The organism is Raoultella sp. (assembly GCF_039594335.1).
GTDB lineage: Bacteria > Pseudomonadota > Gammaproteobacteria > Enterobacterales > Enterobacteriaceae > Klebsiella.
The window spans coordinates 12,894-34,451 of the sequence record NZ_JBCNNS010000005.1; the positions used below are offsets into that span (position 1 = coordinate 12,894).

Consider the following 21,558-nt stretch of genomic DNA (forward strand, 5'->3'; position numbering starts at 1 on the left):
CATGAGCCAGCAAGTCATTATTTTCGATACGACCTTACGTGACGGGGAGCAAGCGTTACAGGCCAGCCTGAGCGTGAAAGAGAAGCTGCAGATTGCGATGGCCCTGGAACGGATGGGCGTTGATGTGATGGAGGTCGGCTTCCCGGTCTCATCTCCTGGCGACTTCGAGTCCGTACAAACCATCGCGCGCACCATCAAAAACAGCCGCGTCTGCGCCCTGGCTCGTTGCGTTGAGAAAGACATTGATGTGGCGGCAGAATCCTTAAAAGTCGCCGAAGCGTTCCGTATTCACACCTTTATTGCCACCTCGCCAATGCACATCGCGACCAAACTGCGTAGCACCCTGGATGAAGTCATTGAGCGCGCAATCTATATGATTAAACGCGCACGCAACTATACCGACGACGTCGAATTCTCCTGTGAAGATGCGGGTCGTACGCCGATCGCCGATCTGGCGCGCGTCGTCGAAGCCGCCATCAGCGCTGGCGCCACGACGATTAATATCCCGGACACCGTCGGCTACACTATGCCGTTCGAGTTCTCCAATATCATTACCGGCCTGTACGAACGCGTCCCGAATATCGACAACGCTATCATCTCTGTGCACACCCATGACGATTTAGGTCTGGCCGTAGGTAACGCGATCGCCGCGGTCCACGCCGGTGCGCGTCAGGTTGAAGGTGCCATGAACGGTATCGGCGAGCGCGCAGGCAACTGTTCGCTGGAAGAAGTCATTATGGCCATCAAGGTGCGCAAAGACATTATGAATGTTCGCACCGGCATTAATCACAATGAAATCTGGCGTACCAGCCAGACCGTCAGCCAGATTTGCAATATGCCTATTCCGGCTAACAAAGCCATCGTCGGCACCGGTGCCTTCGCCCACTCCTCCGGCATCCATCAGGACGGCGTGCTGAAGAATCGCGAAAACTACGAAATCATGACTCCGGAATCCATCGGTCTGAATCAGGTGCAACTGAATCTGACTTCCCGCTCCGGCCGTGCGGCAGTGAAACACCGTATGGAAGAGATGGGCTACAAAGATACCGATTACAACATGGATCACCTTTACGACGCATTCCTGAAGCTGGCAGACAAAAAAGGCCAGGTCTTTGATTACGATCTGGAAGCGTTGGCGTTCATCAACAAACAGCAGGAAGAGCCGGAGCATTTCCGTCTGGATTACTTCAGCGTACAGTCAGGCTCCAGCGATATCGCCACGGCCTCTGTAAAACTGGTCTGCGGTGAAGAGACCAAAGCGGAAGCTGCTAACGGCAATGGCCCGGTCGACGCTATTTACCAGGCAATCAACCGCATCGCTGGCTATGACGTTGAGCTGGTCAAATATGACCTGAACGCCAAAGGTCAGGGCAAAGACGCGCTGGGCCAGGTGGATATCGTCGTGACCTACAACGGTCGCCGCTTCCACGGCGTCGGTCTGGCGACGGATATCGTTGAATCCTCCGCGAAAGCCATGGTTCACGTGCTGAACAATATCTGGCGCGCAGCAGAAGTCGAAAAAGAGTTGCAACGCAAAGCTCAAAATAACGAGAACAAGAAGGAAACCGTGTAATGTCGAAGAATTACCATATTGCTGTTTTGCCAGGTGATGGGATTGGCCCGGAAGTCATGAGCCAGGCGATGAAAGTACTGGAAGCCGTTCGTCACCGTTTTGATATGCGCATTACCACCAGTCAGTATGACGTCGGCGGCATTGCTATTGACCGTCAGGGCACCCCGCTGCCGCAGGCGACCGTAGAAGGTTGCGAGCAGGCCGATGCGATTCTGTTTGGCTCCGTAGGCGGCCCGAAATGGGAACATCTGCCGCCGGCCGGTCAGCCGGAGCGCGGCGCGCTGCTGCCGCTGCGTAAACATTTCAAACTGTTCAGCAACCTGCGTCCGGCGAAGCTGTACCAGGGGCTGGAAGAGTTTTGCCCGCTGCGCGCGGATATCGCGGCAAACGGCTTCGACATTCTGTGTGTCCGTGAATTAACCGGCGGTATCTACTTCGGCCAGCCGAAAGGCCGCGAAGGCAGCGGTCAACACGAAAAAGCGTTTGATACCGAAGTGTACCATCGCTTTGAAATCGAGCGCATCGCGCATATCGCGTTTCAGTCCGCACGCAAACGTCGTAATAAAGTGACTTCTATCGATAAAGCGAACGTTCTGCAGTCATCTATTCTGTGGCGCGAAGTGGTCAGCGAGATCGCCAAAGAATACCCGGACGTTGAGCTGGCACATATGTACATCGACAATGCCACGATGCAGCTGATTAAAGACCCGTCCCAGTTCGACGTTCTGCTGTGCTCCAACCTGTTCGGCGACATCCTGTCTGACGAATGTGCCATGATCACCGGCTCAATGGGCATGCTGCCTTCGGCCAGCCTCAATGAACAAGGTTTTGGTCTGTATGAACCGGCAGGCGGTTCAGCCCCGGATATCGCTGGCAAGAATATCGCCAACCCTATCGCGCAGATCCTCTCTCTGGCACTGCTGCTGCGCTACAGCCTGGATGCCGATAACGCTGCAACAGCGATTGAGAATGCGATCAACCGTGCATTAGAAGCAGGCGTGCGTACCGGCGATTTAGCGCGTGGTACAGCCGCAGTCAGTACCGATGAAATGGGTGATATCATCGCCCGCTATGTCGCTGAAGGGGTGTAATCATGGCGAAGACCTTATACGAGAAGTTGTTTGATGCGCATGTCGTTTATGAAGCGCAAAACGAAACCCCGCTGCTGTATATCGACCGTCATCTGGTGCATGAAGTGACTTCACCACAGGCCTTTGACGGTCTGCGCGCGCACAACCGTCAGGTCCGTCAGCCGGGTAAAACCTTCGCCACGATGGACCATAACGTTTCCACCCAGACGAAAGATATCAACGCGTCCGGCGAAATGGCGCGAATTCAGATGCAGGAACTGATCAAGAACTGCAAAGAGTTCGGTGTTGAGCTGTATGATTTGAACCACCCGTATCAGGGGATCGTCCACGTGATGGGGCCGGAACAGGGCGTAACCCTGCCGGGGATGACCATCGTCTGCGGCGATTCTCACACCGCTACCCACGGCGCGTTTGGCGCACTGGCTTTTGGCATCGGCACCTCCGAAGTTGAGCACGTCCTGGCGACTCAAACCCTGAAACAGGGTCGTGCCAAAACCATGAAGATTGAAGTTAATGGCAAAGCAGCGCCGGGTATCACCGCCAAAGATATCGTGCTGGCCATCATTGGTAAAACCGGTAGCGCTGGCGGCACCGGCCACGTGGTGGAGTTTTGCGGTGAAGCCATTCGCGATCTGAGCATGGAAGGTCGTATGACGCTGTGCAATATGGCCATCGAGATGGGGGCGAAAGCCGGTCTGGTCGCACCGGATGAAACCACGTTTAACTATGTGAAGGGCCGTTTGCATGCGCCAAAAGGCCAGAGCTTCGACGCTGCCGTTAAATACTGGAAAACCCTGAAAACCGACACTGACGCCGCCTTTGATACCGTCGTGACCCTGCAGGCTGAAGAGATTGCCCCGCAGGTGACCTGGGGCACGAACCCAGGCCAGGTTATCTCCGTCAACGAAATGATTCCCGACCCGGCCTCTTTCGTCGATCCGGTCGAGCGGGCAAGCGCGGAAAAAGCGCTGGCCTATATGGGCCTGAAGCCGGGTATCCCGTTAACCGACGTGGCTATCGATAAGGTATTCATCGGCTCCTGTACCAACTCGCGTATTGAAGATTTGCGCGCCGCGGCCGAAGTCGCTAAAGGCCGCAAAGTCGCACCGGGCGTGCAGGCATTAGTGGTCCCGGGGTCTGGCCCGGTGAAAGCTCAGGCGGAAGCTGAAGGCCTGGATAAGATCTTTATCGAAGCCGGTTTTGAATGGCGCCTGCCGGGCTGCTCCATGTGCCTGGCAATGAACAACGATCGCCTGAATCCTGGCGAGCGCTGCGCATCAACCAGCAACCGTAACTTTGAAGGCCGTCAGGGCCGCGGCGGACGTACTCACTTAGTCAGCCCGGCCATGGCCGCAGCGGCAGCCGTGACTGGCCATTTCGCCGATATCCGCGACATCAAATAAGGAGACCATCATGGCAGAGAAATTTACCCAACATACGGGCCTGGTGGTTCCGCTGGATGCCGCAAACGTCGATACCGATGCGATTATTCCTAAGCAGTTCCTGCAGAAAGTAACGCGCACCGGTTTTGGCGCACATCTGTTCAACGACTGGCGTTTTCTTGACGACCAGGGACAGCAGCCAAACCCGGAATTCGTCCTTAACTTCCCGGAGTATAAAGGCGCCTCGATCCTGCTGGCACGGGAAAACTTCGGCTGCGGCTCCTCCCGTGAGCATGCGCCGTGGGCATTGACCGATTACGGTTTTAAAGTGGTTATCGCCCCCAGCTTCGCCGATATCTTTTACGGTAACAGCTTTAACAATCAGCTGCTGCCGGTGACGCTGAGCGATGAGCAGGTCGACGAGATGTTCAAGCTGGTTCAGGCGAACCCTGGCATAACGTTCGAAGTGGATCTGGAATCCGAAGTAGTGAAAGCGGGTGACAAAACCTACAGCTTTAAAATCGATGCCTTCCGCCGCCACTGTATGCTCAACGGACTTGATAGCATCGGCCTGACGCTGCAACACGAAGAGGCAATTTCAGCCTACGAAAATCAACTGCCGGCCTTTATGAACTAACCACGTCGTTGATACCCGAGCCCGGTCCTGTGACCGGGCATTTTTTTAGGTTTTTTCGCACGGGTGATGGACAGAAACACACCCACCCAGCCCTGACTGACGGACCCTCATATGATCACCGCTGTCACAATTAAAAACATCACCTTTCAGGAAGGCGCCACGTTAATTTGCGTGCCGCTGATCGGCCAGACGCTTGATGAGCTGAAAGCCCATGCCCTTACGCTGGTGGAGGCCGGACCCGATCTCATCGAATGGCGCGTCGACCACTTTATCAGCGTCCATGAACCAGAACAGGTCCTGCTGGCGCTAACGGAGATTCGCCGACTGCTCGCCGATATGCCTCTGCTGTTCACCTTTCGCAGTCACAAAGAGGGGGGTGAAACGGAATTCAGCGATGACGCGTACTTTGCCCTCAATCGTCTGGCCGTCGCCAGCGGGCTGGTGGACGTTATCGATATTGAGCTCTTCAATGACGAAATGCCGATCCGGGCCTTGATCGCTGAAGCGCATGCCGCCGGGGTGAAAGTGATTATGAGCAATCATGATTTCCACAAAACACCGACGCAGGAAGAGATCATCGCCCGGCTACGCCGGATGCAGGAGCTGGGCGCCGATCTGCCGAAAATAGCGGTCATGCCGCAATCGCCGCAAGACGTGCTGACATTGCTTTCTGCCACCCTGGTCATGAAAGAACAGTACGCCACCCGTCCGTTAATCACGATGTCAATGGGCAAACCGGGCGGCATCAGCCGGGTCACCGGACGCCTGTTCGGCTCGGCGATGACGTTTGGCTGCGTGGGTCAGGCGTCGGCGCCCGGACAAATTGCCGTGCGTCAGTTGCGGGAGATGATGAATATTCTCTCCTGAACGCACAGCGCATCGCAGCAGTCCGCGGTGCGGCGCCGGCGCTAAATATCTTTGACTTTACTGGTCAAAAACAGCGTCAGCAGCGCGATGCCGGCAATGACCCAATACACGCTGGCGTGGCCGTAGTTTTGCGACAGTGCTCCCTGCAGCACGCCGGCGAGAATTACACCGGTGGAAATACTGTTGGTAAACAGCGTGGTGGCCGCCCCGGCCCTTCCCGGCATCAGATCCTGGAACCACAGCATGCCAATCCCAGCGATAATGCCGATAAAAATGGCGTTAAACAGCTGCAGCGCCAGCAGCGCGGTGCGCTCGTGAAACAGGATCAGACCCAGATAGAACAGCACGCCGGCCGCCACAGCGGCGACCATCATTTTACGTTTGCCCCAGCGCTTTACATAATAACCCGCCAGGATCATCGCCGGGATTTCCAGCCCGGCAGCCGTCCCCATCAGGATCCCGGCCAGACTATCCGGCAAACCAAGATCGCTACTGATCCACAACGGCATATCGATGATATACATGGTGTTGCAGGTCCACATCAGCGTCGAGGCGGTAAACAGCATACGCACGTTTTTATCTTGCCAGCCGCCGCTCTGCACCACGCCCTCCGCTTGCGCAGGCTGCTCCACCCGGGCAACCGACGGCAGCTTAACGGCAATTAACACCAGGCTAATCACGAAAATACCGGCCGCAATCGAGAACATGGTGGTAAAGCCATAGTTCAGCGCCAGCATAAAGGCCAGTGGCGGCCCTATAACCCACGCCAGCGACAGCTGCGCACGCATCACCGAGCTGAACATCACCACTTCCCGCGCTGAGCTGTCGGCATATTCCCGCGCCAGGGCGAATAGCTGGGGCATCGCGGCATTGGCAATCGACGCCAGCATCACGCCGCAGGTGATCAACGTTAAGTAATGACGGTTAAAAGCAAACAGCAGTGCGTTGCCCACCGCCATCAGGCAGCAGAACATGATCAGCTGGCGGCGATCCCCTTGGCTATCGGATCGTTTCGCCAGCGCCAGGCTCACCAGAATACCGGCGATCGCGTTAACGGTATAAAACAGGCCAACCCAGAAAGGCTGCGCGCCCACCTCACGGCTGAGGAACAAGCTGAGGGTTGGCGCCTGCAGCGCGCCCGCAATACCCATCATAAAAGCGACCAGCATAAACGCCGCGTAAATCCCGTTAAGCCGCCGTCCCATCGTCATCAACCAGAGCATGTCATGTCCTTAAAGCACGCGAAAAAAACGAAAAAAGCCAGCAGAAGTCATCTGCTGGCGGGTGATTTTATACTCTATCTATTTCAAGCGACAGGCTGGCGACCTCGACGTTATAGCTCAGTCAACTGGCCTGGGGTCTGAAAAACGATAAGTACACACCAATACTCAGTCACACATGATGTGGGCAAGTCAGTGATCCGAGGTCTGTGACGTCACTCCCCAGTGCATCAGTTCGTCAGACATTTTCTGCTGTCTCCCTGCCATCAGGCGGGCCAGCCATGACACATCCTGCGTCGCAGAAAAAGTCGCGTTGGTCGAACTGTTTCGCGGTAGACCTCATCCTCTTCACCTCCTCGCTTCATCGGAATGCATTATTGGCCTAATATAGGGATTAATAAATTGCTGAGTTTTCATCAGGAGTTCCTCTTTTATGTCTTCTGCTCGTCTGCAACAACAGTTCATCCGCTTATGGCAGTGCTGCGAAGGTAAATCGCAGGAGACAACCCTCAATGAGCTGGCGGAGATGCTCTGCTGTTCCCGGCGCCACATGCGCACACTGCTCAATATGATGGAAGAGCGCGGCTGGTTAACCTGGGAAGCGGAAGCCGGGCGCGGCAAGCGTTCAAAGCTGGCTTTCCTGTATACCGGTCTGGCGCTGCAGCAGCAGCGGGCCGAGGATCTGCTGGAACAGGATCGTATCGATCAGCTGGTCCAACTGGTGGGCGACAAAGCCACCGTCCGCCAGATGCTGATCTCGCATCTGGGTCGCAGCTTCCGGCAGGGACGGCATATTCTGCGCGTACTCTACTACCGGCCGATGAAAAACCTGCTCCCCGGTAGCGCGCTGCGCCGCTCGGAAAATCATATCGCCAGGCAAATCTTCAGCGCGTTAACGCGGGTAAATGAGGAAAACGGGGAACTGGAAGCCGATATTGCCCACCACTGGCAGCAGATCTCCCCCACCCACTGGCGTTTTTTTCTCCGCCCCGGCATTCATTTCCACCACGGGAGAGAACTGGAGATGGAGGATGTGATTGCCTCGCTGCAGCGCAGCAACGCCTTGCCGCTCTACTCACATATTGAACGTATTGTCTCGCCCACCGCCTGGACGCTGGATATACATCTGACGCAGCCCGATCGCTGGCTACCGTGGCTGTTCGGCCAGGTGTCGGCTGTCGTATTGCCGCGTGAATGGCAGTCGATGGAGAATTTCCCTGCAATGCCAGTAGGTACCGGGCCTTATGCGGTGGTTCGCAACAATCAAAACCAGCTGAAGATCCATGCTTTTGACGATTATTTCGGCTACCGGGCGTTAATTGATGAAGTTAACGTCTGGGTCCTGCCAGAGATTAGCGAAGAGCCCAACGGCGGTCTGACGCTACAGGGCACCACACAAAGTGAGAAAGCGGTCGAGAGCAGACTGGAAGAAGGGTGCTACTATCTGCTGTTTGATGCCCGCAGTCCCCTGGGCAGCAATCTCGCGGTTCGCCAGTGGCTCAGCTATCTGTTACAGCCCGCCAATCTGCTTTATCACGCCGGTGAACAGTATCAGGGCAACTGGTTCCCGGCCTACGGTCTTCTGCCCCGCTGGCACCACGCCCGGAGTCATGCCTGTGAAAAACCGCCGGGACTGGAATCTGTCACCCTCACCTACTACCGGGATCACGTCGAACACCGCGTGATGGGCGGGATCATGGCGACGCTGCTGGCGGAGCATCAGGTCAAGCTGGAGATTCAGGAGCTGGAATACGAAGAGTGGCACCGTGGCGAGGTAGTGAGCGATGTCTGGTTGAACAGCGCCAACTTTACCCTACCGATTGATTTTTCTCTGTTTGCCTGGCTGTATGAGGTCCCGCTGATCCGGCATTGTATTCCTGTGGACTGGGAACAGGATGCCCGCCGCTGGCACGCAGGCGAGCTAAACCCGGCCACCTGGAGCCAGCAGTTGCTGGCCAATCAAACCATCGTACCGCTGATCCACCACTGGCTGATGATCCAGGGACAGCGCAGTATGCGTGGCGTACGAATGAATACGCTAGGCTGGTTTGATTTCAAATCCGCATGGTTTGCGCCGCCGGATCCCTGATTGCCCTCCCGGCAGGCGCTGAAGCGCTTTCCGTTAGTTCACAAAATCATTACACTATCGCCGTTCTCAACGGGGTGCTGATATACGTACACAATCTCATTCGAGTTGCATCAAGGCAGCAAGCGGGTGAATCCCCGGGAGCATAGATAACTATGTGACTGGGGTGAACACGCGATGCTAACGCAGAGGCAGCGCGAGGGATGAAGTGTGTATACACAATCTCATTCGGGTTGCATCAAGGCAGCAAGCGGGTGAATCCCCGGGAGCATAGATAACTATGTGACTGGGGTGAACACGCGATGCTAACGCAGAGGCAGCGCGAAGGATGAAGTGTATAGGCTGAGAAAATACCCGTCGAACCTGATCCGGATAACGCCGGCGAAGGGATTTGAGGCCCCCTCAAAATCCTTTGCCCCCCCTTTTTTATGAGGTGCAAAGTGTTGAAAAAATTACTCCCGCTGCTGGCGCTGGTCGCCGCTCCCGCGTTTGCTAAACCTGTACTCACCGTCTACACCTATGACTCCTTTTCGGCAGACTGGGGCCCAGGACCGGTCGTGAAAAAAGCCTTTGAAGCCGACTGCAACTGTGAACTGAAGTTCGTGGCGCTGGAAGATGGCGTTTCGTTGCTTAATCGTCTGCGGATGGAAGGCAAGAATAGCAAAGCCGATGTGGTGCTCGGGCTGGACAACAACCTGCTGGAAGCGGCTACGCAGAGCAAATTGTTCGCCAAAAGCCAGGTACCGGCCAGCGCAGTCACGGTACCGGGCGGCTGGGATAACGACACGTTTGTGCCGTTTGATTACGGCTATTTCGCCTTCGTCTACGACAAAAACAAGCTGAAAAACCCGCCGAAAAGCCTGAAAGAGCTGGTGGAAAGCGATCAAAAATGGCGCGTGATCTACGAAGATCCCCGCACCAGCACTCCGGGCCTGGGGCTGCTGCTGTGGATGCAAAAAGTGTATGGCGAGAAGTCGCCGGAAGCCTGGCAAAAGCTGGCGGCAAAAACCGTCACCGTCACCAAAGGCTGGAGCGAAGCCTACGGTCTGTTCCTCAAAGGGGAAAGCGATCTGGTTCTTAGTTACACCACATCGCCGGCCTACCACATCATTGAAGAGAAAAAAGACCAGTACGCGGCCGCCAGTTTCGCCGAAGGCCACTATCTGCAGGTGGAAGTCGCCGCGCGTACCGCCGCCAGCAAACAACCGGAGCTGGCGGAAAAATTCCTCAAGTTCATGGTGTCTCCAGCCTTCCAGAATGCCATCCCGACCGGCAACTGGATGTATCCGGTCACCCAGGTTACGTTACCCGCGGCTTTTGCCACATTACCGAAACCACAAACCACGCTTGAATATTCCCCGCAGCAGATCGCCGCAGAACGTCAGAACTGGATTAATGCATGGCAACGCGCCGTCAGCCGCTAAATTTCGGCTGGCTGGTACCAGGTCTGACGGCCGCCGCGCTGCTGGTCGCCGTCGCCCTGGCCGCGTTTCTGGCGCTCTGGGGCAGTGCGCCGGAGGCGGCGTGGCGCTCAATTTTCAGCGACAGCTATCTGTGGCACATTATCCGTTTCTCTTTCTGGCAGGCGTTTCTCTCCGCGCTCTTCTCCGTCGTGCCGGCGATTTTTCTCGCCCGCGCCCTGTATCGTCGTCGCTTCCCGGGTCGCACGCTGTTGCTGCGCCTGTACGCCATGACGCTGATTCTGCCGGTACTGGTCGCCGTCTTTGGCATTCTCAGCGTCTATGGCCGTCAGGGCTGGCTGGCGACACTGTTTAACGCCATCGGCTGGCAGTGGGATTTCTCGCCGTATGGACTGCAAGGCATCCTGCTGGCGCACGTTTTTTTCAATATGCCGATGGCAACCCGGCTGCTGCTGCAGGCGCTGGAGAATATCCCCGGAGAGCAGCGCCAGATCGCCGCTCAACTGGGTATGCGCGGCTACCCCTTTTTCCGACTGGTGGAGTGGCCCTGGTTACGGCGGCAAATTCCCCCCGTCGCGGCACTGATCTTTATGCTCTGCTTCGCCAGCTTCGCGACCGTACTGTCGCTCGGCGGCGGCCCACGGGCTACCACGATTGAGCTGGCTATCTACCAGGCGCTGAACTTTGATTATGACCCGGCGCGTGCGGCGATGCTGGCGCTGATCCAGCTGGTCTGCTGCCTCGGGCTGGTCCTTCTCGCCCAGCGCCTGAGCAAGGCCGTTGCTATTGGCACGACCCAGGTTCACGGCTGGCGCGATCCGGACGATCGCCTGCACAGTCGACTGGCCGATACCGCGCTGATTGTTCTCACGCTGCTGTTACTGCTGCCCCCGCTGCTGGCGGTCGTCGCCGACGGACTGAATCACAAGCTGCTCAGCGTCCTGGCGCAGCCCGCGCTGTGGCAGGCATTCTGCACCTCGTTACGCATCGCGGTTTCCGCCGGTCTGCTCAGCGTCATGCTGACGATGATGCTACTGTGGAGCAGTCGTGAACTGCGTCTGCGTAACCGCCCGCTGGCGGGCCAGACGTTGGAGCTCAGCGGGATGCTGATCCTTGCGATGCCAGGCATCGTGCTGGCGACGGGCTTCTTTTTGCTGCTCAATAACAGCGTTGGACTGCCGGCATCCGCCGACGGTATTGTGATCTTCACCAATGCGCTGATGGCGATCCCCTATGCCCTGAAGGTACTGGAAAACCCGATGCGCGATATTGCCGCACGCTACGGTATGCTCTGTCACTCTTTAGGCATGAGCGGTTTTACCCGCCTGAGGGTCGTCGAATTGCGCGCATTAAAGCGGCCGCTGGCCCAGGCGCTGGCGTTTGCCTGCGTACTGTCCATCGGCGATTTCGGCGCCGTGGCGCTGTTCGGTAACGAACAATTTCGTACACTACCGTTCTATCTGTACCAGCAAATTGGCTCTTATCGTAGCCAGGACGGTGCCGTCACCGCCCTGCTGCTACTGCTGCTGTGCTTTTTACTCTTTACCGTGATTGAGAAACTTCCGGGACGTGATGTTAAAACTGAATGATGTGACCTGGCTTTACCAGCATCTGCCGATGCGCTTCACGCTCTCCGTCCAGCAGGGGGAACGTCTCGCCGTGCTCGGCCCAAGCGGCGCGGGAAAAAGCACCCTGCTCAATCTGATCGCTGGTTTTTTACCCCCGGTGAGCGGCACTATTCTGATTAACGACCAGCTTCATACCCATACGCCGCCAGCCCGGCGACCGGTATCGATGCTGTTTCAGGAAAACAATCTCTTTCATCATCTTACCGTCCGCCAGAATATCGGTCTCGGGATGCATCCGGGGCTGAAGCTTAACGCGGCGCAAACCGCCAGCCTGCAGACGATAGCCGGGCAAATGAGTATCGGTTCACTGCTGGACAGATTGCCGGACGAACTCTCCGGCGGCCAGCGCCAACGTGTGGCGCTGGCGCGCTGCCTGGTCCGGGAACAGCCGGTCCTGCTGCTGGACGAGCCTTTTTCCGCACTCGACCCCGCATTGCGCCAGGAGATGCTGACGCTGGTGAGTGATGTCTGTCAGCGTCAAAATCTGACGCTGCTGATGGTGTCACATAGTGTGGAAGATGCCGCCCGCATCGCGCCACGTTCGCTGGTGGTGGCCGACGGGCGGATCGCCTGGGACGGCGCGACCGAAACATTACTCAGCGGCAACAGCAGCGCATCTCATCTGTTAGGCATTAGCGCGCGATAACCTTGTGCAGAATATTGAGATAGACAGGCATCAGCGGATGACGAATCACCAGGGTTAACGCTGCGCCAGCCAGCACCACCGTCACCGGCGTCAGCCACAGCAGACGCGAGCGGGGTAAAAGTCGCGTCAGGCGATCGCGCATTTTCGCGCTGCGCCACAAGCGCCAGCACAGCCAACCGGCCAGCCAAACCAGCAACGCGGCGGCCAGCAGCAGCCACTTGAAGCTGGCACTGTGCTCATTCGTGGGGATATCAATGGCCGCGCCGGCCAGAATACCCGGCAAGAAGTACAGCGGCGGCCACAGCAGGCAACCAATAATATTGGGCAGAATAAACTTCGCCACCGGAAGATCGAGCATGCCGGCAACCATCGGCACCAGCGGCCGCGTCGGACCCACAAAGCGGCCGACAAGAATCGTGAGCATACTGTGCTGATGCAGCGCATGCTCCGTTTTATCCAGCAGTGCCTTGTTTTTCTTCATAAAAGACCAACGGTGCAGCGGTTTCTTAAACCGCCAGCCGAGCCAGAAAGAGATCCAGTCGCCGAGTAAACACCCGATAATCCCCGCCAGCCACGCCTGCCAGAAATTCACGTCTCCGCTGCCAATCAGCGCCCCCAGCCCGGCCATCATCACCGTTCCCGGTAATATCAGCCCCACCAGTGCCAGTGATTCAAGAAAGGCGACCAACATCACCGCGATCAGGGAATAGACCGTAGACTGGGTGATAAAATGTTCCAGCAATGCTTGCATAATGTGCCCGGTTTCAAAACGAAGCACGGATTCTCCGGAGCCGTCGCGCCTTCGTCAAGTCATCAATTGTCTGAATATACCCGTCATACTTCAAGTTGCATGAGCGTTGGCTATACTCGCTCACCCCAGTCACTTAGTTGCGTAAGCGCTTGGGGAGTCCCTGCGTTGCCGCGTGATTCGGCCTATGGCCTCACCCCTTCGGGGCCAGCGAAAGCGCTGTTCAATTCGGCTTCGCCTCTTGTCCTGCAACTCGAATTATTTAGGGTTTAGTTTACTGGTTGTGACAATTATCCGGCGCAACATTTCATTTTATTTACGTTTTATTCACACCCCGCGCGGAATTCACTGGGGCTGGCCCCGGTACATTTCTTAAACACCCGCGAAAAGTAGAGCTGGTCTTCGAACCCGACGTTGCGCCCTACCGTGGCAATAGGCATACGTGTGGTGCTGAGCAGCAGCTTCGCCTGGCTGATGCGTTGGTCTTCCCGCCACCCCAGCACGCTGATGCCCAGTTGCTGGCGAAACAGATGGGACAGGCGCGAAGGAGACAGGCAGACATGCTGGGCGACGCTGGCGATATCGAAATGGCTATCCGCCAGATGATCGCTGATGTACTGGCAGGCATCGCGCACGCGATTGTCCAGCGGCGGATGCAGAGACTCATTAATCGCCTCCATGCGCCGTAACAGCAACTGCTCCAGCAAATTGATCGCCAGCAGCTCCGAATAGCGTCCGGCCCCCTGGCCGGCCTCAACGATCTGCCCAAACAACTCGCAAAAACGCGTCTGCCACTGCTCATCAGGGCGGAAAAAACCGGTATGGGCGAAAATAGTCGGCCAGTTCAACCATTCATGCCAGTAGGCGCGCGGCCGGAAGTAGACCCACTGGTGATACCATTCGCTGGCATCGGGATGGCGGCCATAGTGATGAATTTCTCCCGGCGGAAAGAGCAAAATATCACCCGGTCGGCAAATAAACTGCTCATCGTGATTGTTAATCACCCCTTCACCACGCACCGTCAGGTTCAGAATATATCCCTTCATGCCGAGCGGGCGGTCAATAAAGAAATCCAGATAGCCATCGGCATCAATCGGTGTCAGCCCCGTCACCAGATGGGCATTAAACGAATAGCCCGGCAGCAGCGGATCGTTTTGTGTTTCAGCCATAGGTTCAGCTCTCCTGGATATATTATGGAAACCAATTGTCCATATTCAATATTGTACTGCCAACGCCGCTCTCCGTACTGGGACGCCAGTTAAAATTTCGATTAAAACCCGCATCGTCACAGCAAAAATCGATGGCATCGCACAATTCAGACACTTTTGCCGCATAACAAAAGTGTCAATAAATACGGCAGAAAAGTCCACATTGAATATTTGCACAGCGTCACACTTTGCGATGCCATAGCAAAATAATCCATAAGATTAGCGAATACGGCCTGACGGTTTTTGCCGTGAATATCTACTGTTTCACCATGAATGGTTTTCTGCATGGAGTAACAACATGGCAATTGCGATTGGCCTCGATTTTGGTAGTGATTCCGTACGCGCACTGGCAGTGGAATGTGCCACCGGTGAGGAGCTGGCCACCAGCGTAGAGTGGTATCCGCGCTGGCAGGAGGGGCTGTTTTGCGATGGCCCGAACAACCGGTTTCGCCACCATCCGCGCGACTATATTGAATCGATGGAAGCTGCGCTGAAAAGTGTGTTGGCATTGTTAAGCGCCGAACAGCGTGACGAGGTCGTGGGTATCGGCGTCGATAGTACCGGCTCAACGCCGGCGCCGATCGATGCGGATGGCAACGTCCTGGCACTGCGCGAAGAGTTTGCCGATAACCCCAATGCCATGTTCGTGCTGTGGAAAGACCATACCGCTGTCGAAGAGGCGGAAGCCATTACTCGCCTGTGCCATCAGCCGGGCAAAGAGGATTACTCCCGCTACATTGGCGGTATCTACTCCAGTGAATGGTTCTGGGCCAAAATACTCCACGTCACCCGTGAGGACAGCGCTGTCGCTGAGGCAGCCGCTTCATGGATTGAGCTGTGCGACTGGATTCCCGCCCTGCTTTCCGGCACCACCCGCCCACAGGATATTCGTCGCGGTCGCTGCAGCGCTGGCCATAAGTCACTGTGGCACGAAAGCTGGGGCGGGTTGCCTCCGGCCAGCTTCTTCGATGAGCTCGATCCGATTATCAACCAGCACCTGAGATGGCCGCTGTTTAGCGACACCTGGACCGCCGATGTCCCGGTCGGCACCCTCTGCGCAGAATGGGCACAGCGCCTGGGCCTGCCGGAAACCGTCATTCTGTCCGGCGGCGCCTTCGACTGTCATATGGGCGCTGTCGGCGCCGGCGCGCAGCCTAACGCTCTGGTCAAAGTCATCGGCACCTCTACCTGCGATATTCTGATCGCCGATAAACAGAGCGTGGGCAATCGCACGGTCAAGGGGATCTGCGGACAGGTCGATGGCAGCGTGGTCCCTGACTTTATTGGTATGGAGGCCGGACAATCCGCCTTCGGCGATATTTACGCCTGGTTTGGCCGTATTCTCGGCTGGCCGCTGGAACAGCTGGCTCAGCAGTATCCGGAACTGAAAACGCAGATCGCTGCCCAGCAGAAACAGCTGCTGCCATCGCTTACCAAGGCCTGGGCCAAAAACCCGTCGCTGGAACATTTGCCGGTGGTTCTGGACTGGTTTAACGGCCGTCGCACCCCCAATGCCAACCAGCGCCTGAAGGGGGTGATTACCGATCTGAATCTCGCCACCGATGCGCCGGCCCTCTTTGGCGGCCTGGTCGCAGCCACCGCCTTCGGCGCGCGCGCCATTATGGAGTGCTTCACCGAACAGGGTATCCCGGTCAATAACGTGATGGCACTGGGCGGTATTGCCCGCAAAAACCAGGTCATCATGCAGACCTGCTGTGATGTGCTTAACCGGCCGCTACAAATCGTCGCCTCCGATCAGTGCTGCGCGCTCGGCGCGGCGATCTTCGCCGCCGTCGCCGCAGGCGTGCATCAGGATATTCCAACGGCCCAGCGCAACATGGCCAGTGAGGTCGAAAACACCCTACAGCCGCGTCCTGCTCACGCTCAACGCTTCGAACAACTTTATCAGCGCTACCAGCAGTGGTCGGTTAGCGCAGAACAACAGTATCTCCCTTCGGCTGCGAAGGCGGAAAAATCCCCGCGTTCTCAGGCAGCTCTCACCCATTAAGGACACGAAAATGACGATTTTTGATAACTACGAAGTATGGTTCGTGATTGGCAGCCAGCATCTGTATGGCCCGGAAACGCTGCGTCAGGTCACTAAGCATGCCGAACATGTGGTGAACAGCCTGAATGCGGAAGCAAAGCTGCCGTGTAAGCTGGTGTTAAAGCCGCTGGGCACCACGCCGGATGAGATTACCCATATCTGCCGCGACGCTAACTATGATGATAAATGTGCCGGCATGCTGGTGTGGCTGCATACCTTCTCTCCGGCCAAAATGTGGATTAACGGCCTGACAATCCTCAATAAGCCGCTGCTACAGTTCCACACGCAATACAACGCGGCGCTGCCGTGGGACAGTATCGATATGGACTTTATGAACCTCAACCAGACCGCGCACGGCGGCCGCGAGTTCGGCTTCATTGGCGCACGCATGCGCCAGCAGCACAGCGTGGTGACCGGCCACTGGCAGGACCAGAAAGCCCATCAGCGCATCGGCGCCTGGATGCGTCAGGCGGTTTCTAAACAGGATACCCGCCATCTGAAAGTCTGCCGCTTCGGCGACAACATGCGTGAAGTCGCGGTCACCGATGGCGATAAAGTTGCCGCCCAAATCAAATTCGGCTTCTCGGTCAATACCTGGGCGGTGGGCGATCTGGTTCAGGTGGTCAACAGCATCAGCGAGGGGGATATTAACGCGCTGGTGGATGAGTATGAAAGCAGCTATCGCCTGACCCCGGTGGCGCAGATCCATGGCGATAAGCGGCAGAATGTTCTCGATGCCGCGCGCATTGAGCTGGGGATGAAACGCTTCCTTGAACAGGGCGGTTTTCATGCCTTCACCACCACGTTTGAAGATTTGCACGGCCTGAAGCAGCTCCCGGGCCTCGCCGTACAGCGTCTGATGCAGCAAGGCTATGGCTTTGCCGGCGAAGGCGACTGGAAAACCGCCGCTCTGCTTCGCATCATGAAGGTGATGTCAACCGGTCTGCAGGGCGGCACCTCTTTTATGGAGGACTACACCTACCACTTCGATAACGGAAACGATCTGGTTCTGGGCTCGCATATGCTGGAAGTCTGCCCGACTATCGCCACGGCAGACAAACCGATCCTCGACGTTCAACCGCTGGGCATCGGTGGTAAAGCCGATCCGGCCCGCCTGATCTTCAACACGCAAAACGGTCCGGCGCTTGTCGCCAGCCTGATCGATCTTGGCGATCGTTTCCGCCTGCTGGTTAACACCATAGAAACGGTATCGACGCCGCACGCTCTGCCGAAGCTGCCAGTTGCCAACGCGCTGTGGAAAGCCCAGCCGGATCTGCACACCGCGTCTGAAGCCTGGATCATCGCCGGCGGCGCGCACCACACCGTCTTCAGCCACGCGCTGACGCTCGACGATATGCGTCAGTTTGCCGAGCTACAGGATATCGAACTGGCGGTTATTGATAACGAAACCCGTCTGCCGTCCTTTAAAGACGCGCTGCGCTGGAACGAAGTTTATTACGGTTCAAAACGTTAACCACGGTAGACAATTGCCCGGCGGCACTTCGTTTGCCGGGCCTACAAACTGCGGTTTTGTAGGCCGGGTCAGCGAAACGCCACCCGGCAAGGAGAACGCAATGCTCGAAGCATTAAAGCAGCAGGTGCTTGAAGCCAACCTGGCCCTGCCGAAACACAACCTCGTCACTCTCACCTGGGGCAACGTCAGCGCCGTCGATCGCGAGTGCGGTGTTCTGGTGATTAAACCATCGGGCGTCGACTACAGCGTGATGGGCGCCGACGATATGGTGGTGGTGAGTCTTGAAAGCGGCGAAGTGGTCGAAGGGAAAAAGAAACCCTCTTCGGATACGCCGACCCATCGCCTGCTTTACCAGGCCTTCCCGTCATTGGGCGGAATTGTCCATACCCATTCGCGCCACGCCACTATCTGGGCGCAGGCCGGACAAGCCATTCCGGCAACCGGTACCACCCATGCCGATTATTTCTATGGTCAGGTGCCCTGCACCCGCCTGATGACCGATGAGGAAATCAACGGCGAATATGAGTGGGAAACCGGACGCGTGATCGTCGAAACGTTCCGCGAACAGGGCATTGATCCGGCGCAGATGCCCGGCGTTCTGGTGCATTCGCACGGCCCGTTCGCCTGGGGGAAAAACGCCGAAGATGCGGTACACAACGCTATCGTGCTGGAAGAGATCGCCTATATGGGGATTTTCTGCCGCCAGCTGGCGCCGCAACTGCCGGATATGCAGCAAACGCTGCTGGATAAACACTATCTGCGCAAGCACGGCGCGAAAGCCTATTACGGGCAATAAACCCACGATATCCCCGGCTCGCGCTCCGCTTAGCCGGGCTACTGGCGCACAGCAAGCTGCGGGCGGGTGGCCCGGACAGACGCGTCAGGCGCCGCCCCCAGGAAATGGCGCACGCCACCCCTGTATAAAACCCCAGCATCATCGCTTGAACCAGGCTATAATCAGGCTTGGTTTTATTTGATGAGAACACGGCGTGACCCAGCCACGAGAAGGTTTCCTACTGACCCGTCACTGGCGGGATACCCCGCAAGGCACCGAGCTGTCGTTCTGGCTTGCCACCGACGAGGGCCCGCTTGAGGCCACCCTGCCGCCGCAGGAGTCGGTCGCCTTTATTCCCGAAGCGCAACGCGCCCAGGTTGAACGTCTGTTACAGGGCGAAAGCGGCCTGCGTCTCGCCCCGCTCAACTTAAAAGACTTTCATCGCCAGCCGATTTTTGGCCTCTATTGTCGCGCTCATCGCCAGTTGATGCGCCTGGAAAAGAAACTGCGTGAAGATGGCATCACCGTTTATGAAGCCGATATCCGTCCACCGGAGCGCTATCTGATGGAACGCTTCATCACCGCTCCGGTTTGGGTCGAAGGCGACGCGCGCGGCGCGCGGCTGGTCAACGCCCGCATGAAGCCCAACCCACACTACCGGCCGCCGCTGAAGTGGGTGTCGCTGGATATTGAAACCAGCCGCCACGGCGAGCTGTACTGCATCGGGCTGGAAGGCTGCGGGCAGCGGGTGGTCTACATGCTCGGGCCGGAACCGGCGACCTCTCCCGCCGTCGATTTCCAACTGGAGTATGTCTCCAGCCGCCCGCAGCTACTGGAAAAACTCAATGCCTGGTTTGCCGAACACGATCCGGATGTGCTGATCGGCTGGAACGTTATCCAGTTCGACCTGCGGGTCCTGCAAAAGCATGCCGAACGCTATCGCATTCCGCTGATACTCGGCCGTGGGAATACGGAACTGGAGTGGCGCGAGCACGGATTCAAGCAGGGCGTCTTCTTTGCCCAAGTCAACGGCCGCCTGATTATTGACGGTATCGAGGCGCTGAAATCCGCCTTCTGGAACTTCTCCTCGTTCTCCCTTGAGGCGGTGGCACGTGAGCTGCTCGGCGAGGGGAAAGCGATTGATAATCCCTGGGATCGGATGGACGAAATCGACCGCCGCTTCAACCAGGATAAACCGGCGCTGGCGACCTATAATTTGCAGGACTGCGAGCTGGTCACGCGTATCTTCCATAAAACGGAGATCATGCCGTTTCTGCTCGAGCGGGCCACGGTCAACGGCCTGCCCGCCGATCGTCACGGTGGTTCCGTCGCCGCCTTCAGCCATCTCTATTTTCCACGCATGCACCGGCTGGGCTACGTCGCCCCTAACCTGGGCGAAGTGCCGCCGCAGGCCAGTCCCGGCGGTTACGTCATGGATTCGCGCCCCGGTCTGTATGATTCGGTGCTGGTGCTGGATTATAAAAGCCTCTACCCTTCAATTATCCGCACCTTTTTGATCGACCCGGTCGGGCTTATCGAAGGGATGGCGCAGCCGGACAATGCGCACAGCACTGAGGGGTTTCTCGGCGCCCGTTTTTCGCGTCAGAACCATTGTCTGCCGGGAATTGTCGGGCAAATCTGGCACGGTCGCGATGATGCCAAACGGCACCACAACAAACCCCTTTCCCAGGCGCTGAAGATCATTATGAACGCCTTCTATGGCGTGCTCGGGACCAGCGCATGCCGCTTTTTCGATCCCCGTCTGGCTTCTTCTATCACCATGCGCGGGCACGCGATTATGCGTCAGACCAAAGCGCTGATCGAGTCGCAGGGCTATGACGTTATCTACGGTGATACCGACTCCACCTTCGTCTGGCTTAAACGTCCTCATCGCGAAGAAGAGGCGACGCAAATCGGGCGCTCGCTGGTCGCTTTCGTCAACGACTGGTGGGCCACTGAGCTGAATAAAGACCAGCTCGCCAGCACTCTTGAACTGGAGTTTGAAACCCACTTCAGCCGCTTTTTAATGCCCACCATTCGCGGAGCCGATACCGGCAGCAAAAAACGCTACGCCGGGATGATCCAGGAGGGAAACACGCAGCGGATGGTCTTCAAAGGACTAGAGACAGTGCGCACTGACTGGACGCCGCTGGCGCAGCAGTTCCAGCAGGAGCTGTATCTGCGTATTTTCCGCCACCAGCCCTATCGCGACTATATTCTGGAAACCATTGATAAACTGATGAACGGTGAGCTCGACGATCGCTTGATCTACCGTAAGCGCCTGCGCCGCCCGCTGGCCGACTACCAGCGCAACGTGCCGCCGCACGTCCGCGCCGCCCGGCTGGCCGATGAGCAAAACGTCAGGCGCGGCAGGCCGCAGCAGTACCAGCAGCGCGGCAGCATCCAGTATGTCTGGACCACCAGCGGCCCTGAGCCGGTGGATTATCAGCTGTCGCCGCTCGATTATGAGCACTATTTGTCCAGGCAACTCCAGCCGGTCGCGGAAGGAATACTTCCCTTTGTCGACGATGATTTTGCTACAATAGCGACAGGGCAACTGGGGCTATTTTAATTTCCTCGCTATTTCAATTTCCAGCCAACATATCTGCAAATTGAAGGGCGACGAGGAGGTGACGAACGAGCTGCCATCCAGTAATATAGCGCCCTTTCCATTCCTGGACCCAATCTTGATCTCTCTCTGGCTTGCCTGGAGATGATCAACTATTGCCTGCAATTTAAGAACACAAGAGCTGAA

16 protein-coding genes and 1 pseudogene are annotated in these 21,558 nt (G+C 57.1%); 13 read left to right on the forward strand and 4 right to left on the reverse strand.

Translation table 11 applies throughout. The features are described from left to right. Position 1: 1 nt before the first annotated feature. From leuA to aroD, 5 genes are all read left to right on the forward strand, one after another. Complete coding sequence (gene leuA, locus ACZAHD_RS01395; RefSeq protein WP_462455190.1) at positions 2-1,573, forward strand: 2-isopropylmalate synthase; 1,572 nt, start codon at positions 2-4, stop codon at positions 1,571-1,573. Next, positions 1,573-2,664 (forward strand): 3-isopropylmalate dehydrogenase, encoded by a 1,092-nt coding sequence (gene leuB, locus ACZAHD_RS01400; RefSeq protein ID WP_462455191.1) that lies wholly within the window; start codon positions 1,573-1,575, stop codon positions 2,662-2,664. Before leuA ends, leuB begins: the two co-directional genes overlap by 1 nt. Before the next feature lie 2 nt (positions 2,665-2,666). Further along, a complete protein-coding gene (leuC, locus tag ACZAHD_RS01405; protein ID WP_462455192.1) occupies positions 2,667-4,067 on the forward strand; it encodes a 3-isopropylmalate dehydratase large subunit in 1,401 nt (466 codons plus the stop codon). 10 nt (positions 4,068-4,077) lie between these two features. After that, the gene (leuD, locus tag ACZAHD_RS01410; RefSeq protein WP_462455193.1) at positions 4,078-4,683 is read left to right on the forward strand and encodes a 3-isopropylmalate dehydratase small subunit; all 606 of its coding nucleotides are present in this window, start codon (positions 4,078-4,080) and stop codon (positions 4,681-4,683) included. Between the two features lie 111 nt (positions 4,684-4,794). After that, a complete protein-coding gene (gene aroD, locus ACZAHD_RS01415; protein ID WP_462455194.1) occupies positions 4,795-5,550 on the forward strand; it encodes a type I 3-dehydroquinate dehydratase in 756 nt (251 codons plus the stop codon). Between the two features lie 41 nt (positions 5,551-5,591). Here the strand turns inward: aroD and ACZAHD_RS01420 are convergent, their stop codons facing one another. Next, complete coding sequence (locus ACZAHD_RS01420; protein WP_462455195.1) at positions 5,592-6,773, reverse strand: sugar efflux transporter; 1,182 nt, start codon at positions 6,771-6,773, stop codon at positions 5,592-5,594. A gap of 189 nt (positions 6,774-6,962) precedes the next feature. Continuing rightward, positions 6,963-7,113, reverse strand: a pseudogene (locus ACZAHD_RS01425) (glucose uptake inhibitor SgrT). 90 nt (positions 7,114-7,203) lie between these two features. On the opposite strand from ACZAHD_RS01425, the gene sgrR reads away from it, so the two are divergent. From sgrR to thiQ, 4 genes are all read left to right on the forward strand, one after another. Continuing rightward, the gene (gene sgrR / locus ACZAHD_RS01430) at positions 7,204-8,859 is read left to right on the forward strand and encodes an HTH-type transcriptional regulator SgrR (protein ID WP_462455196.1); all 1,656 of its coding nucleotides are present in this window, start codon (positions 7,204-7,206) and stop codon (positions 8,857-8,859) included. A gap of 437 nt (positions 8,860-9,296) precedes the next feature. After that, positions 9,297-10,280 (forward strand): thiamine ABC transporter substrate binding subunit, encoded by a 984-nt coding sequence (thiB, locus tag ACZAHD_RS01435; RefSeq protein WP_462455197.1) that lies wholly within the window; start codon positions 9,297-9,299, stop codon positions 10,278-10,280. After that, the gene (gene thiP, locus ACZAHD_RS01440) at positions 10,256-11,866 is read left to right on the forward strand and encodes a thiamine/thiamine pyrophosphate ABC transporter permease ThiP (protein WP_462455198.1); all 1,611 of its coding nucleotides are present in this window, start codon (positions 10,256-10,258) and stop codon (positions 11,864-11,866) included. The genes thiB and thiP overlap by 25 nt, the downstream gene beginning before the upstream one ends. Continuing rightward, positions 11,850-12,551 (forward strand): thiamine ABC transporter ATP-binding protein ThiQ, encoded by a 702-nt coding sequence (gene thiQ / locus ACZAHD_RS01445; RefSeq protein ID WP_462455199.1) that lies wholly within the window; start codon positions 11,850-11,852, stop codon positions 12,549-12,551. The genes thiP and thiQ overlap by 17 nt, the downstream gene beginning before the upstream one ends. On the opposite strand, the gene ACZAHD_RS01450 is transcribed toward thiQ, so the two are convergent. Continuing rightward, positions 12,538-13,302 carry a DedA family protein gene (locus ACZAHD_RS01450; protein ID WP_462455237.1) on the reverse strand — a complete coding sequence of 255 codons (765 nt, stop codon included), beginning with the start codon at positions 13,300-13,302 and terminating at the stop codon, positions 12,538-12,540. The genes thiQ and ACZAHD_RS01450 overlap by 14 nt on opposite strands. 320 nt (positions 13,303-13,622) lie before the next feature. Next, on the reverse strand, positions 13,623-14,468 hold the full coding sequence (araC, locus tag ACZAHD_RS01455) for an arabinose operon transcriptional regulator AraC (protein ID WP_462455200.1): 846 nt from the start codon (positions 14,466-14,468) through the stop codon (positions 13,623-13,625). Positions 14,469-14,805: 337 nt separating this feature from the next. On the opposite strand from araC, the gene araB reads away from it, so the two are divergent. From araB to polB, 4 genes are all read left to right on the forward strand, one after another. Continuing rightward, positions 14,806-16,515 carry a ribulokinase gene (araB, locus tag ACZAHD_RS01460; RefSeq protein WP_462455201.1) on the forward strand — a complete coding sequence of 570 codons (1,710 nt, stop codon included), beginning with the start codon at positions 14,806-14,808 and terminating at the stop codon, positions 16,513-16,515. Positions 16,516-16,525: 10 nt separating this feature from the next. Continuing rightward, a complete protein-coding gene (araA, locus tag ACZAHD_RS01465) occupies positions 16,526-18,028 on the forward strand; it encodes an L-arabinose isomerase (protein WP_462455202.1) in 1,503 nt (500 codons plus the stop codon). A 100-nt stretch (positions 18,029-18,128) separates the two neighbouring features. Next, the gene (gene araD / locus ACZAHD_RS01470; protein ID WP_462455203.1) at positions 18,129-18,824 is read left to right on the forward strand and encodes an L-ribulose-5-phosphate 4-epimerase; all 696 of its coding nucleotides are present in this window, start codon (positions 18,129-18,131) and stop codon (positions 18,822-18,824) included. 193 nt (positions 18,825-19,017) lie between these two features. Continuing rightward, positions 19,018-21,375, forward strand: coding sequence for a DNA polymerase II (gene polB / locus ACZAHD_RS01475; protein ID WP_462455204.1), 2,358 nt, complete (start codon positions 19,018-19,020; stop codon positions 21,373-21,375). Positions 21,376-21,558 lie beyond the last annotated feature (183 nt).